This is a genomic window from Lentzea sp., from assembly GCF_035525475.1.
Taxonomy (GTDB): domain Bacteria; phylum Actinomycetota; class Actinomycetes; order Mycobacteriales; family Pseudonocardiaceae; genus Lentzea.
In genome coordinates this window covers 45,539-63,647 of record NZ_DATLEC010000070.1, presented here as the reverse complement: position 1 = coordinate 63,647, position 18,109 = coordinate 45,539, and the positions used below count along the sequence as shown (strand labels likewise).

20 protein-coding genes and 3 pseudogenes are annotated in these 18,109 nt (G+C 70.7%); 11 read left to right on the top strand and 12 right to left on the bottom strand.

Annotated elements, in window-relative coordinates; genetic code table 11:
• Positions 1 to 39: 39 nt before the first annotated feature.
• Positions 40 to 963, top strand: a pseudogene (locus VM306_RS12160) (GlxA family transcriptional regulator); the annotation flags it as partial.
• A 22-nt stretch (positions 964 to 985) separates the two neighbouring features.
• On the opposite strand, the pseudogene VM306_RS41350 reads toward VM306_RS12160, so the two are convergent.
• Positions 986 to 1,063 (bottom strand): annotated as a pseudogene (locus VM306_RS41350) (hypothetical protein); the annotation flags it as partial.
• A 127-nt stretch (positions 1,064 to 1,190) separates the two neighbouring features.
• On the opposite strand from VM306_RS41350, the pseudogene VM306_RS41345 reads away from it, so the two are divergent.
• The 4 genes and pseudogenes from VM306_RS41345 to VM306_RS12140 form a co-directional block, all read left to right on the top strand.
• Positions 1,191 to 1,433 (top strand): annotated as a pseudogene (locus tag VM306_RS41345) (class I SAM-dependent methyltransferase); the annotation flags it as partial.
• Positions 1,434 to 1,602: 169 nt separating this feature from the next.
• Positions 1,603 to 1,734: a hypothetical protein gene (locus VM306_RS12150; protein ID WP_325514233.1), complete on the top strand. Its 132-nt coding sequence runs from the start codon at positions 1,603 to 1,605 to the stop codon at positions 1,732 to 1,734.
• A 157-nt stretch (positions 1,735 to 1,891) separates the two neighbouring features.
• Complete coding sequence (locus VM306_RS12145; protein ID WP_325514231.1) at positions 1,892 to 2,284, top strand: hypothetical protein; 393 nt, start codon at positions 1,892 to 1,894, stop codon at positions 2,282 to 2,284.
• Between the two features lie 149 nt (positions 2,285 to 2,433).
• Positions 2,434 to 2,613: a hypothetical protein gene (locus VM306_RS12140; protein WP_325514229.1), complete on the top strand. Its 180-nt coding sequence runs from the start codon at positions 2,434 to 2,436 to the stop codon at positions 2,611 to 2,613.
• Between the two features lie 36 nt (positions 2,614 to 2,649).
• Here VM306_RS12140 and VM306_RS12135 read toward each other — a convergent pair whose 3' ends face one another.
• Both VM306_RS12135 and VM306_RS12130 read right to left on the bottom strand, forming a co-directional pair.
• Positions 2,650 to 3,162: a DJ-1/PfpI family protein gene (locus VM306_RS12135; RefSeq protein ID WP_325514227.1), complete on the bottom strand. Its 513-nt coding sequence runs from the start codon at positions 3,160 to 3,162 to the stop codon at positions 2,650 to 2,652.
• A complete protein-coding gene (locus VM306_RS12130; protein WP_325514225.1) occupies positions 3,122 to 3,448 on the bottom strand; it encodes a hypothetical protein in 327 nt (108 codons plus the stop codon). The genes VM306_RS12135 and VM306_RS12130 overlap by 41 nt, the downstream gene beginning before the upstream one ends.
• Positions 3,449 to 3,602: 154 nt before the next feature.
• Here VM306_RS12130 and VM306_RS12125 point away from each other — a divergent pair, with 154 nt between their 5' ends.
• Complete coding sequence (locus tag VM306_RS12125; protein WP_325514223.1) at positions 3,603 to 5,033, top strand: PepSY domain-containing protein; 1,431 nt, start codon at positions 3,603 to 3,605, stop codon at positions 5,031 to 5,033.
• 46 nt (positions 5,034 to 5,079) lie between these two features.
• On the opposite strand, the gene VM306_RS12120 is transcribed toward VM306_RS12125, so the two are convergent.
• The 3 genes from VM306_RS12120 to VM306_RS12110 all read right to left on the bottom strand — a co-directional run bounded on the left by VM306_RS12120 (position 5,080) and on the right by VM306_RS12110 (position 6,974).
• Entirely contained in the window at positions 5,080 to 5,382 is a 303-nt protein-coding gene (locus VM306_RS12120; protein ID WP_325514221.1) for a hypothetical protein, read from the bottom strand.
• A gap of 380 nt (positions 5,383 to 5,762) precedes the next feature.
• On the bottom strand, positions 5,763 to 6,317 hold the full coding sequence (locus VM306_RS12115) for a sigma-70 family RNA polymerase sigma factor (protein ID WP_325514219.1): 555 nt from the start codon (positions 6,315 to 6,317) through the stop codon (positions 5,763 to 5,765).
• Positions 6,318 to 6,419: 102 nt separating this feature from the next.
• The gene (locus VM306_RS12110; RefSeq protein WP_325514217.1) at positions 6,420 to 6,974 is read right to left on the bottom strand and encodes a sigma-70 family RNA polymerase sigma factor; all 555 of its coding nucleotides are present in this window, start codon (positions 6,972 to 6,974) and stop codon (positions 6,420 to 6,422) included.
• A gap of 126 nt (positions 6,975 to 7,100) precedes the next feature.
• Between VM306_RS12110 and VM306_RS12105 the strand changes: the two genes are divergently transcribed.
• On the top strand, positions 7,101 to 7,841 hold the full coding sequence (locus VM306_RS12105) for a zf-HC2 domain-containing protein (protein ID WP_325514215.1): 741 nt from the start codon (positions 7,101 to 7,103) through the stop codon (positions 7,839 to 7,841).
• Positions 7,842 to 7,857: 16 nt separating this feature from the next.
• On the opposite strand, the gene VM306_RS12100 is transcribed toward VM306_RS12105, so the two are convergent.
• Entirely contained in the window at positions 7,858 to 8,301 is a 444-nt protein-coding gene (locus VM306_RS12100; protein WP_325514213.1) for a hypothetical protein, read from the bottom strand.
• Between the two features lie 520 nt (positions 8,302 to 8,821).
• Between VM306_RS12100 and VM306_RS12095 the strand changes: the two genes are divergently transcribed.
• The gene (locus VM306_RS12095) at positions 8,822 to 9,232 is read left to right on the top strand and encodes a CocE/NonD family hydrolase C-terminal non-catalytic domain-containing protein (RefSeq protein ID WP_325514210.1); all 411 of its coding nucleotides are present in this window, start codon (positions 8,822 to 8,824) and stop codon (positions 9,230 to 9,232) included.
• A 21-nt stretch (positions 9,233 to 9,253) separates the two neighbouring features.
• Here the strand turns inward: VM306_RS12095 and VM306_RS12090 are convergent, their stop codons facing one another.
• Positions 9,254 to 9,883, bottom strand: coding sequence for a TetR/AcrR family transcriptional regulator (locus VM306_RS12090; protein ID WP_325514208.1), 630 nt, complete (start codon positions 9,881 to 9,883; stop codon positions 9,254 to 9,256).
• A gap of 72 nt (positions 9,884 to 9,955) precedes the next feature.
• On the opposite strand from VM306_RS12090, the gene VM306_RS12085 reads away from it, so the two are divergent.
• On the top strand, positions 9,956 to 10,873 hold the full coding sequence (locus VM306_RS12085) for a zinc-binding dehydrogenase (protein ID WP_325514206.1): 918 nt from the start codon (positions 9,956 to 9,958) through the stop codon (positions 10,871 to 10,873).
• Positions 10,874 to 10,899: 26 nt separating this feature from the next.
• Here VM306_RS12085 and VM306_RS12080 read toward each other — a convergent pair whose 3' ends face one another.
• Positions 10,900 to 11,769, bottom strand: coding sequence for a helix-turn-helix transcriptional regulator (locus VM306_RS12080; protein ID WP_325514204.1), 870 nt, complete (start codon positions 11,767 to 11,769; stop codon positions 10,900 to 10,902).
• A 171-nt stretch (positions 11,770 to 11,940) separates the two neighbouring features.
• Between VM306_RS12080 and VM306_RS12075 the strand changes: the two genes are divergently transcribed.
• Complete coding sequence (locus VM306_RS12075; protein WP_325514202.1) at positions 11,941 to 12,276, top strand: EthD domain-containing protein; 336 nt, start codon at positions 11,941 to 11,943, stop codon at positions 12,274 to 12,276.
• 66 nt (positions 12,277 to 12,342) lie between these two features.
• Here VM306_RS12075 and VM306_RS12070 read toward each other — a convergent pair whose 3' ends face one another.
• Together VM306_RS12070 and VM306_RS12065 are read right to left on the bottom strand one after the other, a co-directional pair.
• On the bottom strand, positions 12,343 to 13,038 hold the full coding sequence (locus tag VM306_RS12070; protein WP_325514200.1) for a glycoside hydrolase family 11 protein: 696 nt from the start codon (positions 13,036 to 13,038) through the stop codon (positions 12,343 to 12,345).
• A gap of 373 nt (positions 13,039 to 13,411) precedes the next feature.
• On the bottom strand, positions 13,412 to 13,729 hold the full coding sequence (locus VM306_RS12065) for a helix-turn-helix domain-containing protein (RefSeq protein ID WP_325514198.1): 318 nt from the start codon (positions 13,727 to 13,729) through the stop codon (positions 13,412 to 13,414).
• A gap of 63 nt (positions 13,730 to 13,792) precedes the next feature.
• On the opposite strand from VM306_RS12065, the gene VM306_RS12060 reads away from it, so the two are divergent.
• Positions 13,793 to 14,266 carry a group II truncated hemoglobin gene (locus VM306_RS12060; RefSeq protein WP_325514196.1) on the top strand — a complete coding sequence of 158 codons (474 nt, stop codon included), beginning with the start codon at positions 13,793 to 13,795 and terminating at the stop codon, positions 14,264 to 14,266.
• A gap of 715 nt (positions 14,267 to 14,981) precedes the next feature.
• On the opposite strand, the gene VM306_RS12055 is transcribed toward VM306_RS12060, so the two are convergent.
• Complete coding sequence (locus tag VM306_RS12055) at positions 14,982 to 18,101, bottom strand: GH92 family glycosyl hydrolase (RefSeq protein WP_325514193.1); 3,120 nt, start codon at positions 18,099 to 18,101, stop codon at positions 14,982 to 14,984.
• Between the last annotated feature and the right edge of the window lie 8 nt (positions 18,102 to 18,109).

Here is an 18,109-nt window from a genome sequence, read left to right as displayed (position 1 = left end):
CTGGCCTGCGTGCCACCTTCCGCCTGTATCCGGCCACACGTGATCGCCGTGCTCGCCCTGCCCGACACGATCGCCTTCGACCTGGCCACACCGATCGAGGTGTTCGGCCGCGCCCTGCTCCCGGACGGGCGCCCGGCCTACGAGGTGGTGGTGTGCGGGTCGCAGCCGACGGTCCAGGCCGGTCCGATCCGGGTGGTCACCGACGCGGGACTCGACGCCCTGGCCGGCGCCGACACCGTGATCGTTCCCGGCCGCAACGTCGCGGACGCCCCGGTCCCACCCGCCGTGGTCGCCGCTCTGCGCACAGCAGCCGACCAGGGAAAACGCCTGGCGTCCATCTGCGTCGGCGCGTTCGTGCTGGCCGAGGCGGGGCTGTTGGACGGACTCGCCGCCACCACGCACTGGCGGGCGGCCGACGCCCTCGCCCGCCGGTACCCGTCGGTCCGCGTCGACCCGGCGGTGCTCTACATCGACAACGGGCAGGTCGTCACCTCGGCGGGCGCGGCGGCCGGGCTGGACCTGTGCCTGCACCTGGTCGAGCGCGACCACGGTGTCGCGGTCGCCGCGTCCACCGCGCGGCTGGCCGTGGCGTCGGTGCACCGCGACGGCGGCCAGGCGCAGTTCATCCGGCAGGAGCGACCCGCCGGCTCGTCCCCTTTGGCTCCGCTGCTCGACTGGATCGAGCACAACGCCCACCGGCCGCTGACGCTGGCGGAGATCGCGGCGCAGGCGCGGGTCAGCGTGCGCACCCTCAACCGCCGCTTCGCCGACGAGCTGCGGCAGAGCCCCATCGCGTGGCTGACCGGCGTCCGCCTCCGGCACGCCCAGGAGCTGCTGGAGGGCACCGACCAGGGCGTGGAGCAGATCGCGAGGGCCACCGGCTTCCCCACCGGCAGCAACTTCCGCGCCCAGTTCACGCGCGCGGTCGGGGTCGCGCCCAGCGCCTACCGCCGGACGTTCCGCGGACCGGGTGAGCCAGGCCTTCCTACCGGACGTGATCGCCGCCATCGCGCACCTGGTGGCGGTAGCGAAGTGGGGACTGCCCCACCTCGCGCTCGAACGCGGTGCTGAAAGCGCTTTCCGACGAGTAGCCGAGTTGGCCGCCAGCGACCCGACGCGGGCATCGCTGTCACGAAGAGCGCGCTGTGCCAGCAACATCCGCCAGCGGCTGAGGTAGGTCAGCGGCGGTCGTGACGGCCCTCGGCCTCGGCGAGGACCAGGTGCTGCTGGACCTGGCGTGCGGCAGCGGCGGCTACGGGTCGGAGATCGCGCGGCGCACGGGGTGCCGGCTCATCGGCGTGGACTTCTCGGCCGTTGCCGTCGAGCAGGCCCGGCGGCGAGGCAGCGGCGGCTTCCGGGTGGGAACGCTGACCGCCACGGGTCTGAGCGACAGCTCGGTGGACGCGGTGATCGTCATCGACTCGCTGCAGTTCGCCGAGTCGAAACCGGACGCGCTGGCGGAGTGCCTGCGGGTGCTCCGGCCCGGCGGGCGGCGGCCATCACCTGCTGGGAATCGGCCGACCGCGAGGGCAGCTCCCCTGGGCCGGGTTCACCGACGCCGAGGTCCTCGAGAAGCCGGACTGGCGGGCGATCGAGAAGCGGATGTGGGAAGAAGCGCTCGCCACCGATGCTTCAGACGACCCCGCGATGCAGTCGATGCAGGAGGCGCGGCACGTCCTGCAGACCTTCGACGGAAGACGCCGCGTCCTCGGCACCGCGACCAAATTCCGCTGAGGCCCGCATCGGCCGCGGGACCACCGAAACTGATCCACTGTGGACGGCAGCGGACCGGCGCGAGTGGACCTCCCGGCCGGCCAGGAGCGGCCACCCGGTCGTGCCGCACGACCGAGATAGATCGATTGATCGGACGGCCATCGGGTACACGGTTGTCATGGCAACACACGACATGGCTCCGGACGACGACCAGGCGTCCTACACGCCGCCGCACGACACCGGCTCGCCGGATGCGGTGGAGACCGACCCGGCCGCGCTCAACAGCGCGGAGGACCTGGACGAGGACCGGTTGCGGCTCGACCCGCTCGAGGCCGGGATGGACCCGCCGGAGCGGTGGAGCGGCGTGGACAAGTACGGCATGACGCCCTACGAGGAGGCCCACCCTCGCCCCCTGGCCGACCGGCTCGCCGAGGAACAGCCCGACGTGCCCGTCGCCGCGGACGAGATGGACGAGGAGGTGCTGGCCGAAGCCGCTGGGCGCGGGCAGCTCGCGGACGAAGCCGGCGGCTCGGTCGCCAGTGCGACGCGCACCCCCGACGACCCGATCTGACCGGTTCCGTCCGGTGCCCGGCCGATCGGGGTGATCGGCCGGGCACCGGAGCAGGACCTGGCACGCCCCTTGTTCCCACAGCACGGTGAATCGAAGGCGCACGGCTGCGGGTGCCGTTCATGGCAGACGAAGCCGGGGAGTCGAGCGAAATGAACGACGAACTCCCTCTCACCGACTACGACCAGCTCCCGCTGGGCGACCAGCGCAACGCTCCCCGCGTCAGCGGGGCGGCGGGTGGATCACCCGTCTCGCCCGACCACTCCCCGGTCGGGAACACGCCGCTGCGGCATGGCGTCTGCAACCAGACGCCGGCGCGCGGGCGCAACTAGCTCACCGCGGGCCGGGTCTGTCCACGGCGAACTCGGTCAACGGACTGCACCTGAACTGGGGCATGGGTTAGCGCTGGCCGACGTCCTGGGCTCGCCGCGAGCCGCCGTCTCACCGGTGCGACCTATCGGGCACTGCGTAGAAGTCAGGCCGACAGCGCCGTCCCTCACGCTCTCGACCACAGCCGCCGGAGCGGAGTCCACCGAACCCGCGTCATGAGGCGGCTCCAGCGCGTACTCGATGATGAGCTGCACCTCCTGGGCGATGTCGTCGCCCGCGATGAGACCGGCCAGGGTCAGCGCCATGTCGATGCCCGCGGACACGCCGGCCGCGGTCGCGTGGTGGCCGTCGATGACGACCCGCTCCTTCGACGGCGTCACGCCGACTTCCGCGAGCTGGTCGAGCCCGGCCCAGTGAGTGGTCGCACGGCGACCGTCGAGGAGTCCGGCGGCGGCGAGGAGCCACGCCCCGGTGCACACCGGCACCACCCTCCTCGCGGTGGGAGCGCGCTCACGAAGCCAGGCCACGAGCCGGTCGTCGACGTCTCCCACGCCGGGTCCGCCCGGGACGAGGAGCAGGTCGGGGTTCCTCGGCGTCGGCGAGGTCGAGATCGGGCACCACCCGCAGTCCCCCGGCGGTGCGCACCGCCCCGCCTCCGAGCGAAGCCGTGCGAACCACGTAGGGCGGCACGTCCGCCGTACCGGCGAAACGCGCCGCCACCGAGAACACGTCGAGAGGCCCCGCCACGTCGAGAGGTTGCACACCGTCGAACAGGATGACGAGCACCGACTGGGTGCCCGTCCCGGCGACACCGGCACCGCAGGAATCGTTCCTCACAGCGCCGACATTACTGAGCGCGCAAGCACTCCAGGCCTGGTAGACCGCCCGGCCGGCTCAGATGCTGAGATGCCCGGCACACCCAGGAACTAATGCCTTCTCGCGGCCGACTACTGCCGTGAGTCCGCACTCCGTCCCCCTGCAGAGGTGCCGAATGTCCGCTCCCCCCGCCGAGCTCGAAAGAGCCGTCGAAACACCCCGCACCAGCCCGATCTCCGTCGTTCCGCTGTTGCGCAGGCTGCACTTCTACGCCGGGGTGCTCGTCGGCCCGTTCCTGGTCGTGGCGGCAGTCACCGGCATGCTGTACGCGTTCGCCCCGCAGATCGACGACGTCCTCTACGGCGACAAGTTGTGGGTGGAACAGGCTTCGGGGCCGGTCCGGCCCGTCTCCGACCAAGTGGCGGCTGCTCAGGCTTCGCTGCCCGACGGCACCGTGACCGCGGTGCAGGTCTTCGACGACCCGGAAGCCACGACCCGCGTCGTGTTCTCCGCTCCCGGCTTGGCCGAGGAGTACAGCAAAACCGTCTACGTCAACCCCTACACCGCCGAGGTGCGTGGTGAACTGACCACGTGGGCGGGTGCGACGCCGGCCGTCACGTGGCTCGACCAGCTGCACCGCGACCTCCACCTCGGCCTGGTCGGCAACCTGTACTCGGAGCTGGCGGCCAGCTGGCTGTGGGTGCTCTCGCTCGTCGGGCTCGTGCTCTGGATCGCCCGTCGCCGCACCGCTCGTCGCCGTGTGCGGGCCCTGCTGGTGCCGGAGAAGGGCGCCAAGGGTGTTCGCAAAAGCCGCTCCTGGCACGCGAGCATCGGCGTGTGGGCGCTGGTCGGCGCACTGTTCCTCTCAGCCACCGGCCTGACCTGGTCGAACTACGCCGGTGAGAACTTCACGGCGGTGCTGACGGCCCTCAATGCCAAGGCACCCGCGCTCGACACCGCTCTGCCCGGCGCGGCGCCCACCGGTACCGCGCCGAGCGAGCACTCGGAACACACCGGCACCGCGGGCAGCGCGGCTCCGGTGGATCCCGCCACCTTCGACCGCGTGCTCGCCGCCGGACGTGGCGCGGGCCTGGACGGACCGGTCGAGCTCTCCCCCGCCGCCGCACCGGGAGCCGCCTGGTCCGTCGCGCAGACCGACCAGACCTGGCCGATCCGCCAGGACAAGGCGGCCGTCGACCCCAGCACCGGTAACGTCACCGCGCGCGCTGACTTCTCCGACCGCCCGTTCCTCGCGCAACTGTCCTCTGTGGGCATTCTGGCGCACATGGGCCTGCTGTTCGGGCTGGCCAACCAGATCGCGCTTTTGTTGCTGGCAGCGGCGATCCTGACGCTCATCTTCTTCGGTTACCGCATGTGGTGGCAGCGCCGGCCCACTCGTTCCGACCGCAGCGCACCCTTTGGCACCGCGCCCAAGCGTGGCGGGTGGCAGCAGCTGCCGCTGTGGTTCGTCATCCCGGCACCGCTCGTGATGATCGCGATCGGCATCGCCATCCCGTTGCTCGGCATCAGTCTTGTGGCGTTCCTGGTCCTCGACGGCGTCATCGGTCTGGTTCGTGCGCGGAGATCGGAGTCACACATTCGCTGATGTCCCCGGTTTCGGGGAACTGGAAAGGGGTTCTGCCCGACCGCCTTCACATGAGGGTGGACAGGACCGTCGCGGTCGCGTCGGTCGGATCGGTGTTGTGCGTCGCGATCGTCGTGGTCTGGGGCGCGGGTGACGTGTACACCGCTTTGGGAGACAGCGATCCCGGCAGACCCACGTCGTTGGCGTTCGGCTTCGTGCGCACGCTGGCGAACGCCGCTGCCACCGTCACCGTCGGGTCTCTGGCGTTCGCCGTGTTCATCGTTCCGGCGCCGGCGAAGCGGTCCCGGTTGACCGCGCACGCGTATGCGGCGCGCGACAGCGGCGACGGTGTGGTTTTGTGCGGCGACAACCGCCGTCGTCCTGTCCGCCGCGGACGCGTCCGGACAGCCCGCCGGGGTCGCTCTCGAGCACCTGGGCGGGCTCGTGGCGGCCACGGAGGAACCGAAGGCGTGGCTCTGCTCGGCGGTGGCCGCCGCGGTCGTGGCGGTGGGAGCACGGGCGACCTTGACGTGGACGACCTCGGTGCTGTGGCTCGGTCCCGCCCTGGCCGGCGTGCTGGCGCCGGTCATCGCCGGTCACGTCGCCAACGGCGCGTGGCACGACGTCGCCACCAACGCGATGGTCTGGCACATCCCGGCGGCCGCGGTGTGGATCGGTTCGCTCGTCGCACTGCGCGGCTACCCGCGCCGTCCTGGTGGCAGCGCTGTCGAACGACGTGTAGCCCGCAGGTCAGGAGATGCGGCGGCCCGAGTGGTCGTCCTCGATCGCGGTGACCAGGTCCTCGCGCGCCCTGGCGACCCGCGACCGGATGGTCCCGACCGGGCAGCCGCAGACCTCGGCGGCGTCGGCATAGGACAGCCCCAGCAGCTGCGTCAGCACGAACGCCGTGCGCCGGTCGGGGTCGAGCCCGGACACGAGCTCGTGGAGCACGACGTCCTCGGCGAAGCCCGGCTCGACCTGCCCCTCGACGTCGGTGCCGTCGTGCGGCCGGGGCCGGGAGCGCAGGGACCGGATGTGGTCCGCCACCACCCGGCGCGCCACCGACAGCAGCCACGTGCGGGCCGGAGACCTGCCCTCGAACCGCACCAGCGCCGGCAACGCCCGCAAATAGGTCTCCTGGGTGAGGTCGTCCGCGAGGCGCACGTCGGCCGCCAGGTGGGCGACGAAACGCCACACGTCGGCCTGCGTGGCGCGGACGAACGCCTCCGTGGCGGCACGGTCACCCCTGCCCGCACGAAGCGCGTGGCCGGTGATCTCGGCGTCGTCGCCGCGCAGCACCCTCACATCCGGGGTCTACGGATCACGCGGCGTCGCGGTTCACCCGGAACTCCCCCGCCTCCGCATCCGGCCTTCGAGGACCGGGTGGAAGCGGTTTCCCGGCGAATCTCAGCCGGTTTCGCTGGCGTCGCTCCCCGCGGCCCTGACCAGGTCCTCCCGTGCCCGCGCCACCCGCGAGCGGATCGTCCCGATCGGGCAGTCGGCGACCTCGGCGGCCTCCGCGTAGCCCAGCCCGAGCACCTGGGTGAGCACCAGGGCCTCCCGTCGTTCGGCGGCCAGCCCGTCGAGCAGCAGGTTGAGCGCGACGACGTCGGTGAAGTCCGACGAGGCGCTCCGCCCGCGGTCCGCCGCCTGCACCCAGTCGACGTCCGCGGACACCCGAGGCCGTGACCGCGCCATCCGCACCTGGTCGATCACGACGCGCCGGGCGATCGAGAGGAGCCACGTCGTCGCCGAGGACCGCGCCTCGAAGTACCGCAGGCTCGGCAACGCGCGCAGGAACGTCTCCTGGGCGAGGTCGTCCGCCACGCCGACGTCCGCGAGGTGAGCGACGAAACGCCACACGTCGCGCTGGGTCGCCCGCACGAACCGTTCCAAGGCGTCCCGGTCACCTCCGCGGGCCTGCAACGCCCAGCGGGTCACCTCGTCATCGGCACCGTTCACGAGGTCGAAGCGTAACGGGCGGATCTTTGGAGACTGACCGGCCGTTCGGACCGACCGGTGGGGATCCGCCAGAGCCGTTCGGAGATCGCCGGGAACCAAATGGGCCGGATGACCGACAATGTGTAGGTGGACTGCAGCAGCTGCCGCGAAGCCCTGTCCGCGCGACTCGACGGGGAGGACGAGGGCGTGCCCGCCGGTGAGGTGGACGCCCACCTGGAGACGTGCGCGTTTTGCCAGGAGTGGCAGGAGACCGCCACGTCGCTGAACCGCACCCTGCGCGTGCGGCCGGCCACCCCCGTGCCCGACCTCACCGCAGCGATCCTCGAAGCGGCGCCTCCGACCACTCGGGTGATGCCGCGGGGCTGGCTGCCCAGGACTGTGCTGGGCGGTGTCGCGGTCGCCCAGCTGACGCTCGGCCTGGCCCAGGTGCTGGGCACCGGCTCGTCCTCGCACGGCGGCCACGCGGCCGGTCTCGACAGCAGCCACCTGTTCAACGAGAGCACCGCCTGGAACCTCGCGCTGGGCCTCGGCCTGCTCTGGACCGCCCTGCGTCCCGCCGCGACCGCGGGCATGCTGCCCGTGACCGCCGCGTTCGTCGCCGTGCTGATCCCCTACTCCGCCAGCGACCTGGTCAACGGCACCGCCACCGCGGGTCGCGTGCTGTCCCACTCACTGCTGCTCGCGGCACTCGCCTTGCTGGCGCTGACGCACTTCCGCGACCGAGGCCCCGGTGGCCGCACGTCGTTGCGGGACAACGACTCCGCCGACGCCGAGGACACGTCCGGCAGCCCGCGGCTGGCCGAGCAACCCGGTACCGGGCGCCGCCGGGTCGGGCTGCGGCCGGTGAGCCGCCGTCACGTCGCCTGACCGCGGACGGGGCCGTTCACCGCGTTGTCCCCTCGATCCAGCCCTTGAGCAGACCCAGGTTCGCCAGCGGGATGTAATGGCCGAGGCGCGGGTGGTCCAGCGTCACACCGAAGACGCCGACCTGGCCGAACGAGGCGACGTAGTCGATCGCGGCCGGCATCGGCACGCCGAACGCCGGCGCCTCGCCACTGTCCGAATCGGCCAGTCCGAGGGCACGGGCGGCTTCCTCCGCCCGCGCGGCGCTGCTGTAGAGGCAGATCATCGGTCCCTGCTCGGCGGCCACGGCGTAGGGACGGGGCCGGTCGGCCGAGCCCCGCGCGATGAAGAACCAGTGCTCCAGCGCGGTCGCCTGCCGCCACAGCGCGATCTGCGCCGCCGTGTCTCCCTCGGGCGCCGCCCTGACCGCCTCGTCGAGGCGGTCCAGCTCAGCGATCGTCTCGGGGTTGTTGTCCCTGCTCATCCGGTTCTCTTTCGTCTTCTCAGCTGAACGCGCACCCGTCCGGTCCCCGGACAACAGCACCTTCGTCAACCTCCGGGAGCGAACGCGCGTTTCCACACTATGCGGCAATCCAGAGGGCTTCGAACACACGCGTGGCAGGCCAAGGCGATCTCGCTGACCGGTGTCCTGGCGCTGGTGCTGTCCGGCCAGTCCGCGGCCGGTGCGGCTGATCCGCCCGCTCCGTCCATCGTCGACAACGAGACCCAGCCCGTCTTCTCCGGTCTCTGGAACGCACTCGGCACCAAGGGCGTGCCCCGCAAGCTGTGGCTCCTCAAGGGAGACCACGGCGCGAGGCCCGAGTACTGGCGGTACGACGAGTGGAAGCGGACCCTGCGCCGGTGGACGGACCGCTGGCTGGTCGGGCTCGACAACGGCATCGACCGCGAACCCGCCGTGGACACGCAGAGCGGGACCGGCCCGGACCCCGAGATCACACCGGCCTGGCCGCGCCCGGACGCCGAACCGGTGCGGCTGCACGCCGGTGCCATGCGCGACGGCTCCGCTCACCACCGAACCGTCCGCGTCACAGGACTTCCACCTCGTCCCCGACGCCAGGTCGGGCCCGCTGCTCAAGACCCAGCCCGCGCCAGGACCGCCGTACCGGATCTTCGCGCTCACCCCGCTCTCGGCCTACCTCGTCACCTACAGGGACGGGGTGAAGGGCATCAAGGTCATGTCGCAGGGGATCATCGACCTGAAGAACCGGAACTCCCTCTACCTGCCGGACCCCCTCGTTCCCGGTGAGACGGTGACGATCACCTGGGAGATGAGCGCGCTCGATCGCACTGTCCCCGCAGGACAACGCATAGCGCTCATCCTGCTCGGCGACAACTACGGCTCGGACACCGTGCCCGTGCCCGTGGTCGGCGGCCACAGCGCGATCACCCTGTAGAGCAAGGCGCAGGACACGACATCACGGTGCTGGTCGCGACTCCGTCGCGGTCGCGACCAGCGCCGCGGCGGCCGCCAGGGCGTCGACGTGCTCCCGCACCAGCTCGCGCAGTTCCGCGAAGCCGGGGTTGTCGTGGCGCAGCCACCGGCGGCGAGCCAGGCGCCAGCCCGACACCGCCGATTCCAGGGCGAGCTCGACGACGTGGTCCGGTGTCCGGTCCTCCCGCGGGCGGAGGACTTCGCGCAACCGGCCGGCTGTCCTGGCGCAGAGCTCCAGCCCGACCGCCTCCACCGCCGGGATCTCGTCGATCACGCGGGCGGCCTCGACGAACCGGGCGCACCACTCGTCGTCGAACCGCGTGGTCGCTTCGACGAGCGCCTCGCCCACCAGCTCGATGACGAGGCCGGTTCTCCCGGAACCGCTCAGCACGTCCACGGCGGCGTCGAAGAAGTCGCTCTCGAGGGCGATGAGGACGTTTTCCTTCGTGGGGAAGAAGCGGAAGAACGTGCGACGGGACACGTCGGCACGTTCGGCTATGGCGTCCACCGTCGTGGCGCCGAAGCCGCGCTGGGCGCACAGGTCCAGGGTGGCGCCGATGATGGCCTCGCGTGTCTGGATCCTTCTGCGTTCGCGCAGACCCATGACTTCCATGCCGGAAGCCTATCCCGACGAGCTAAAACTGACACCTTGCGCCAAGTGGCACACCGTGCCAATCTGGGGTTCATGCGAGCTCTGATCACCGACCAGCGCGCCGCGGGCCGGATTCGCGTGGCCGACGTCGCCGAACCGGTTCCGGCGCCGGACGAGGCCCTGGTCCGCGTGCACGCCTTCTCGGTCAACCCCGGTGACCTGCACCAGGTCTCGACCGCACCCGACGGCACGGTGGCGGGCTGGGAGGCGTCCGGTGTCGTGGAGCGGGAAGCGGCCGACGGCAGTGGACCGGCGCGGGGAACGCACGTCATCACCTGCGCGGCCGCCGGCGGCTGGGCCGAGGTGCGCGCGGTCCCGACCCGGTGGCTCGGCGTCGTCCCGGACGGTGTGGACCTGGTCGGCGCGGCGACCCTGCCGGTCGCCGCCGGCTCGGCCCTGCGCGCGCTGCGGGCGGTGGGGCCCATCCTCGGCCGGCGGGTGCTCGTGACCGGCGCGACCGGTGCGGTCGGCGCCCACGCCGTCCAGCTCGCCGCCATGGGCGGGGCCGAAGTCGTGGCCGTCACCCGGGATCCGGCTCGTGAGCCGTGGTTGCGCGAACTGGGCGCGACCGAGGTCGTCACCCGTCCCTCCGCGGTGACCGGCGCCGTCGACGGGGTCGTCGACAACGTCGGTGGCGACGTGCTCACCGAGGCGTTCGCATTACTCCGCGACGGCGGCGTGCTCATGACCGTCGGCCGTGCGGCCCGGCAGGACGCCGTTCTGCCGCCCGATGCCCTGCTGGGCGCCTGGGACCTGCCTCAACGGGAGATCCGCACGTTCATGCTGCTGTTCGAGGACATCCGCCTCGACCGCGATCTCACCCTGCTCGCCCGATGGGTCGCGGAGGGCAGGCTGCGCACGCGCGTCGACCGCGTCGAAGGCCTGGAGGCGGGCGCGGAGCTGATCGCAGGCGGCGAGTGGACCGGCAAACTGGTCGTGCGGCTGACCTGATCGCGACGGCTTCGTCCGCAGCCCCGTCAGGTTGCCGGACGCAGCCGCCGCACGGTCGCCGGGCCGTCGACGGCGCCGCGGGCGATGCGGTGGGCGAGCTCTTCCAACCGTTCCTGGGTCGTGCGGTCCACCGGCTGGTACACGACGACACGGGTGCGGGGGTTTTCCTCGATCAACATCGTGATGGCGTGCACGGTCAGGTTGCCGACGTGCAGTGACCGGATGCGCTTCACCCATCCCGGTTCGGTGGACACGTCCGCCTGCTCCCACAGGCGCGCGAACAGCGGTGACTCCTCGCGGAGCCGGCCGAGCAACGGCGCCCACGCCGGATCCGCGACCGACTCGCCGTGGTAGGCGCGCAGTTTGGCCACGAGGGCCGCGTACTCCTGTTCGTGGCCGGAGTGCCCCGCGATCCAGTCGGGGTGGGTGAAGTGCAGGTAGGCGCAGTTGCGGTCGGCCTCCGGCAGCGCCTCCAGGTCGTCGATCATGAACCGGAACGACGCGTTGTAGGCCAAGGGCTCGAACCAGGGGGTGATCACCACCGCCGGGTGCGGGGAGAGGCTGTCCAGCAGCACCTGCAGCCGGCCGGCCACCCCTTCGAAGTTCGACGGTTGTTCCGCGTCCGGGTGTCCGCCGAGGAGGAACAGGTGCCGGCGCTCGCCGCTCGAAAGCCGCAACGCGTCCGCGATCGCGGCCAGCACCTCCACGCTCGGCCGCACGTCACGTCCTTGCTCGAGCCACGTGTACCAGCTCGACCCGACGTTCGCGAGAACCGCGACCTCCTCGCGGCGCAGTCCCTTCACCCGGCGGCCGCCGCCTCCTGGCAGTCCCACGTCCGCGGGCGAGAGCCGGTCGCGCCGTGCACGCAGGTACGCACCGAGTTCACGAGAACGCACGTCTGCCACGGCAACGAGCATCTCACGGCCGGGCGAGCTCACGCTGGTGGTCCGAGCACCAGCACCACGACACTCTGGGCCGCTGCTCGCCGGACTCGCACAGTGGGGCTCCACCGCACTTCCGCGCACGAACTCCTGCCGGCAGAAGGATCGAGTACAACCGTGATCAAGATGATCATCACCTTGAAGCGTCGTGAAGGCATGACCCACGACGAGTTCAAGCACTACCAGCAGAACGTCCACCGTCCACTGCTCATGTCGATCCCGGAGACCGGCCTGTACATCCGCCGGTTCGTCGTGTCGTACCCCGTTCCAGCGCCCCAGTACCCCGAACCGGAGTACGACTCGGTGGTGGAGGTCTGGTTCGACGGCATGGCCGACCTCGAAGCCCTGTTCTCCAGCGACAACTTCCTGAAGAAGATCGACCCGGACCACGGGAACTTCATCGACCTGTCGGCGTTCAGGCAGATCATCTCCGAAGAGGACGTGGTCATCGACCACCGGTAGCTCGCAACGGGCTGCGCCACGCGTCGGCGTGGCGCAGCCCGCGAGAACACTCACCCGGCGGAAGGCTCACCTCACCGTGATGTTGGAGTTGCCACTGCTCTGGTAGCCCTCGGTCGCGAGGATCATGTAGTAGTTGAAACTGCCCAGCCGCATGTCGGCACGGCTCCACGCGTCGAAGTGGTTTCCGGTGGTGATGGATCCACCCGTCTTCTTCTGCTGCCGGACGCTCCAGAACTGCGGGACGGTCTTGGTGCCTTCCACGGAAGGCGCGTTGTAACGCATGGTCTGATAGATGTCGTACGTGCCGCCATCGGTGGTGACGCTGCCCTTGTAGGTACCGGTGGGCCGCCAGCTCCCCCAGTTGTCGACGATGTAGTACTCGACGAGCGGGTTCGACGTCCAGCCGTACAGAGTCAGATACGCATTGCCCGACGGGTTGAAGCTTCCGGAATAGTTCACCGTCCGCCGTGAACCGTTGCTCCAGCCCTTGCCGCCGACGAAGTTGCCGACATTGCTCCACGAGGTGCTGTAGTTGCCACCGGACCCGAAGTCCATGCAGACCCTGCCGCCACCATCGGTCCAGAACGAATAGTAGTAACCGCCGTTGTTGCCGGTCTGGCTCGAGCACGTGGCGGCGATACCGACATCGGCGCTGGCGACGACCGGTGTCAGCGCCATGACCAACGCGGTGCAGGCGCCGCCGACGAGCAGTGCGACACGGCCGCGCTTGCGGCTCGACGGTCGCGAACTGGCTTCAGCCATATGCGGAACTCCTCGTCATTGAGGTTGACACGGCAGCGGACAGCACGAATCGACCGGTGTGAATTCTCGGTGATCGCGATGACGGCCGCCATCGATTCCGGCCAACTCGCCGAGTTGACCGGCGGTGCGGTCACGACCGGCCGGTCCGGAATTCACGGACCCCGGATCGACCGTGGCCGAACCTTTATCGACACTAGCAGTGCCCAGCCGACTACCCAAGGTTGCCGATAGGTTTCGAAACCTTTTCGATGGGCTTGGACCCGCTATAGCGGGTTGATTTTGTGCTCACCAAACTCGTCGCGTTGATCGAATGTCGGCGGACCGAGCTAAAAGATTTAGCTCTCGGGTGACCTGCACATCGCAGGCGCGCAACTCATGGCTGTGCAATGACCACACCGGTGCGCGCGGCTCGGGAAACGCCCCAGTCGTAGAGCGCCTGGAGTGCGGGCTCCAAGCTCCGGCCCTCCTCCGTCAGCGAGTACTCGACGCGGGGCGGCACCTCGGCCCGGGACACCAGCCCCGCGTCCTGCAGCTCGCGGAGCCGCTGCACGAACATCTTCTCGCTGATGCCGGCCACCTTGCGGCGCAGCTCGCCGTAGTGGTGCGGGCGTTCCTTGAGGTGGGCGAGGATCACGGCGCGCCACTTGCCGCCGATGACGTCGAGAGCGAGCTCGACAGGACACTGGTACACGGGCTCTCCTCACCAAAAGGTGCGTACTTGCCGGGCTTTTCGCTTGCTGCTGGAGTGGGCGTCGTGATCAACGACCAGTCAACACCTTCGCTGTACACGTGGGCCGGTGGCGAGGCGGCCCTGTCGCGGCTGACCGAGGCGTTCTACCGGCGCGTCGCCGACGACGCGGTGCTCGCGCCGGTGTTCGCCGGCATGGAGGCCGGTCACGCCCGCCACGTCGCGCTGTGGCTGGGCGAGGTGTTCGGCGGGCCCGCCGCCTACACCGCCGGGCGGGGCGGCTACGAGTTCATGCTGGCCAAGCACCTCGGCCGGGGCATCACCGAGGAACAGCGCCGCCGCTGGCTGACCCTGATCGTGGACGCGGCGGACGAGGTGGGGCTGCCGAGCGATCCCGAGTTCCGCGCGGCGTTCGTGTCCTACCTGGAGTGGGGCACGCGGCTGGCGGTGCGGAACTCCGCACCGGACGCCACACCGTTCCACGGCGCGCCCGTGCCGAAGTGGGGCTGGGGCGAGGCGCCGCCGTACATCGCGGAGTGATCCGGCCATGAACTCGATCGGGGCGTTCTCGAACGACAGCGCTACGACTCCTCCCGCCCCGACGCACGGCCGTGGCTGTACGGCATCGCCACGAACCTGGTCGGCCGGCACCGGCGGGAGGAGGTGCGCCGCTACCGGGGCCCCGGCCGGGTCCCACGTGGACGACCACGCCGACCGGGTGTCCTCGGACGTCACCGCGCGGGCCATGCGGTCGATGCCGACCGGCGCGCTGGGGGCGTTGTCCGCCGAGGACAGGGACGTGCCGCTGCTGGTCGCGTGGGAGCAGCTCAGCTGTCTCGAGGCCGAGGAAGCGCTGGTGATCCCGGCCGGTCGACTCGTACGGCAAGGACGTGCTGGGCATGGTCAGCGACTCGTACCTGCCGGGGCCGCAGCGGGCCGCGTTGTTCGAGGCGGTGACCCGCGTGCCGGGGCCGACCGTGGTGAGGGACGTCTCGGCGGGCCGTCCCGGGATCGGGATCAGCCGGCCGGCACCGGAGGGCTCGGGGCCGAGGGCCGAACCGGTGGTGATGGTGTTCGACCAGAACACCTACGAGTACCTCGGCACGAAGAACAAGCCGCTCGACGCGTCCGGGTCCGTCGACCAGGTGGGCGACCGGATCTGGTGGCGCGACCGGGAACGTTGCCGGGCCACGCCACCAGCCGACGGACGAGGTCCTGGTGCGCACCGCCGAGGCAGTGCGCACCAGGACCCTCCTCAGTTCGTGCCGATCGCGAACAGGTGGATCTGCTTGTCCGTCGCGAGAGTCACGCTCGCGATGGTCTTGCCCTCGGGGGCGTCGAACGGCGCGGTGGCGAAGATGAACGCCGGTCCGGTGCCGCCCGAGGCCACGTTGCGGTAGCGGGGGTGCGCGACGACGGTGTTGCCGAAGACCGGCTCTTCAGGGCTGCCACCGGGAAGCACCCAGTCGCCGAACGACATGTCGGCCGGGGCGGTGCTGCCGTCGGTGAAGGTGACGGTGGCGGTGCCCCTGTGGTCGCCGTTGCCGGCCGCGCCGACGAACACCAGGCGCGTGGGCTGTCCGGCCAGGGTGACGGTCTGGCCCTCCGCGGCGACGTTGTCCGGGCGGCCTGCCGGTGGTGCGGGCCAGGTGAACGTCGTGCCCGCGACCTCGGACTGCTCGCCGCCGGTCAGGCCCGCCTCGGCGAGCGCCTGGCGGGAGTAGCTGTTGCCGGCGCCGTCGAGGTTCGCCCGTGACTTGTCGTTGTCGTCGGTGATCCCGGTGTTGTCGTAGCGGGTGACGAGGCTTCCTTCCTGGGCCACCAGCACCGTCACGGTGGTGGTGACCGTGCGGTGGTCGCCCTTGATGGTCAGCGGGATGTCGTAGTAGCCCTCGGGTGCGGTCGCGCTCACCTGGAACCGCGCCTGGCCGTCGTCCAGGCGGAACCGCTGCGGGCCGGTGACGGTGATCCCGGCGGGTGGCGTGCTGGTGACGCTCAATGTCCGGTCCCTGCCCGCGAGCCTGCGCGCGGACACGGTGAGCTCGGCGGTGCCGCCGGGCTGAACGGTGATCATGTTGTCGGCACTGGCCAGGAAGTCGTGCTCACCGTCGCGATAGGACGGTGGGGCCTCGTCGGCGTCGGTGGCCCACTTCTGGTCCGGTGTGGTGCACAGGTCGAAGTCGAGCTCGCCGCCGGTGGTGATGATGTCGCGGGGCAGGCTGGTGCGCTCGTGGTCGCGGCCGTCGAGGTCGAGGTCGTGCACGTACATCGCGGTGGCGGAGGCCTTGGGCGCGTTGATGGTCAGGTCGCGGCCGGGCAGGTCGAGCACGATGCGCGGGAACAGCGGGCTGTGCACGGCCAGGTCCGAGGTGCCCGGCGTGGCGGGGTAGAGACCCAGCGCGGCCCAGACGTACCAGGAGGACTGGGCGCCGAGGTCGTCGTTGCCCGGCTCGCCGTCCGGGGTGGCGTTGAACAGGGTGGTCATGATCTGCCGGACCACCTGCTGCGTGCGCCAGGGCCGTCCGGTGTGGTTGTAGAGCCACGGGATGCCGAACGCGGGTTCGTTGCCCGCCCACATGTACGGCTTCAGCGGGCCGGCGTTGAGCTCGGTGGTGAAGGTGTCCAGGCGTGCCGCGGCCGCGTCCTCGCCGCCCATCGCGGTGATGAGGCCCGCCGGGTTGTGCGGGACCATCCAGCTGTACTGCACCGAGTTGCCCTCGTCGAACCCGTCCTGCCCGAACCCTCCTGACGGCGGGGTGAACGCCGGGCCGTCGGGGAACCGGCCGTCGCCGTCGCGCGGCTGGACGTGGGCGGTGGCCGGGTTGAACAGGTTCTGCCAGTTCTGGCCGCGCCGGGTGAACTCCGCGGCGGTCGCGCGGTCGCCGGCGGCGAGGGCGAGCTGGGCGATGGCGAAGTCGTCGACCGACCACTCCAGGGTGATCGAGGCGCCGACCCGGTTGTGGTCGCCGCGGGCGGCGTCGGTGTTGGGCAGGTAACCGCGCTGGACGTACTCGCTGATGCCAGGACGCTCCTGGTAGGCGCCCGGTGTGGTGTCGACCGTGGTCGCGCCCTTGACGAGGTACCGGAGCGCCGTTGTGAGGTCGAAGTCCTTGGCGCCGTAAGCGTGCAGGTTGGCGATCAACGGGACCGAGCTGTCGCCGGTCATCTGTGCGGTGTAGTCGTTGGCGAGCGGCCAGCGCGGCCACCAGCCGCCCTGCACGGCGTCGTTGACGAGCGACTGGGCCATGTCGCCGGCCTCGCGCGGCCACAGCATCCCGTGCAGCGGGGCCAGGCTGCGATAGGTGTCCCAGTCGGAGAAGTTGGCGTACTGGGTGCGTCCCGCCGGAAGGGTGTGGATCTGGTCGTCGAAGCCGATGTAGCGGCCGTCCACGTCGTTGAACGTGTTGGGGTGCATGAGCGAGTGGTAGAGCGCGGTGTAGAAGGTCTTCAGCTCGTCCGCGTTCGTGCCGGCGACCCGGATCCTGCTCAGCTCGGTGCGCCACTTCGCCCTGGTGGCCGTGCGAACCCCGTCCGCGTCCCAGTCCGGGACCTCCTGGGCCATGTTCCGCTTCGCGCCGTCCACGCCGACGTACGACAGCGCCACCTTCGCCTTGACCTGACCCGCGGGGAAGCTCAGGTAGGCGCCGGCACGCGGCGCCCGCACGGTGCCGCTGCCCGGGCTGATCGCGTTGCCGTCCCAGGTGCCCCGTGCGGTGAACGGCCGGTCGAAGGTGATGGCGTAGTAGATGGTGTACTTGTTGGCCTTGCCGCAGAACCCGCCGGTGGCGGCCGAGCCTGTGATGGTCGTGTCGTTCTCGACGGTCACCTCGGCCGCGGTGTTGCCGGACAGACTCGCTCCGCCCTTGACCAGGACGTGGCCGTCTGCGGGCAGGGTGAAGGTGGCCAAGCCGGTGCGCGTGGTGGCGGTCAGCTCGGCCCGGACCCGCGAGTCCTCGAGCGTCACGGCGTAGTAGCCGGGCTCGGCCTGCTCGGTGCTGTGCTGGTAGCGCTCGACGCGGTCCCAGGGCTTGTCCCCCAGGTCGCCGGTGATCGGCAGGATCGGCACGTCACCGAAGGCGCTGCACCCCACGCTGGCGTGTGTGAGGCTGAAACCTCGGATCTTTTCGTTGTGGTACTGGTAACCGGCGTACGAGCCCTGCGTGTCCGGCGAGAACTGCACCATGCCGAACGGCACCGAGGGGCCGGGGAAGTTGTTGATCTCCCCCGCCGCCGCGTTCGCCATCCCGGTGCCGATGAAAGGATCTACGTACGCGCTCGGATCGGCCACCAACGGCGGCGCCGGTTCCGCGGACGCGACCAGCGGGGCCGCGATCATCACCGCGGCCGCGATCATCACCACTCTGCTGCAGCGCATACATCGGA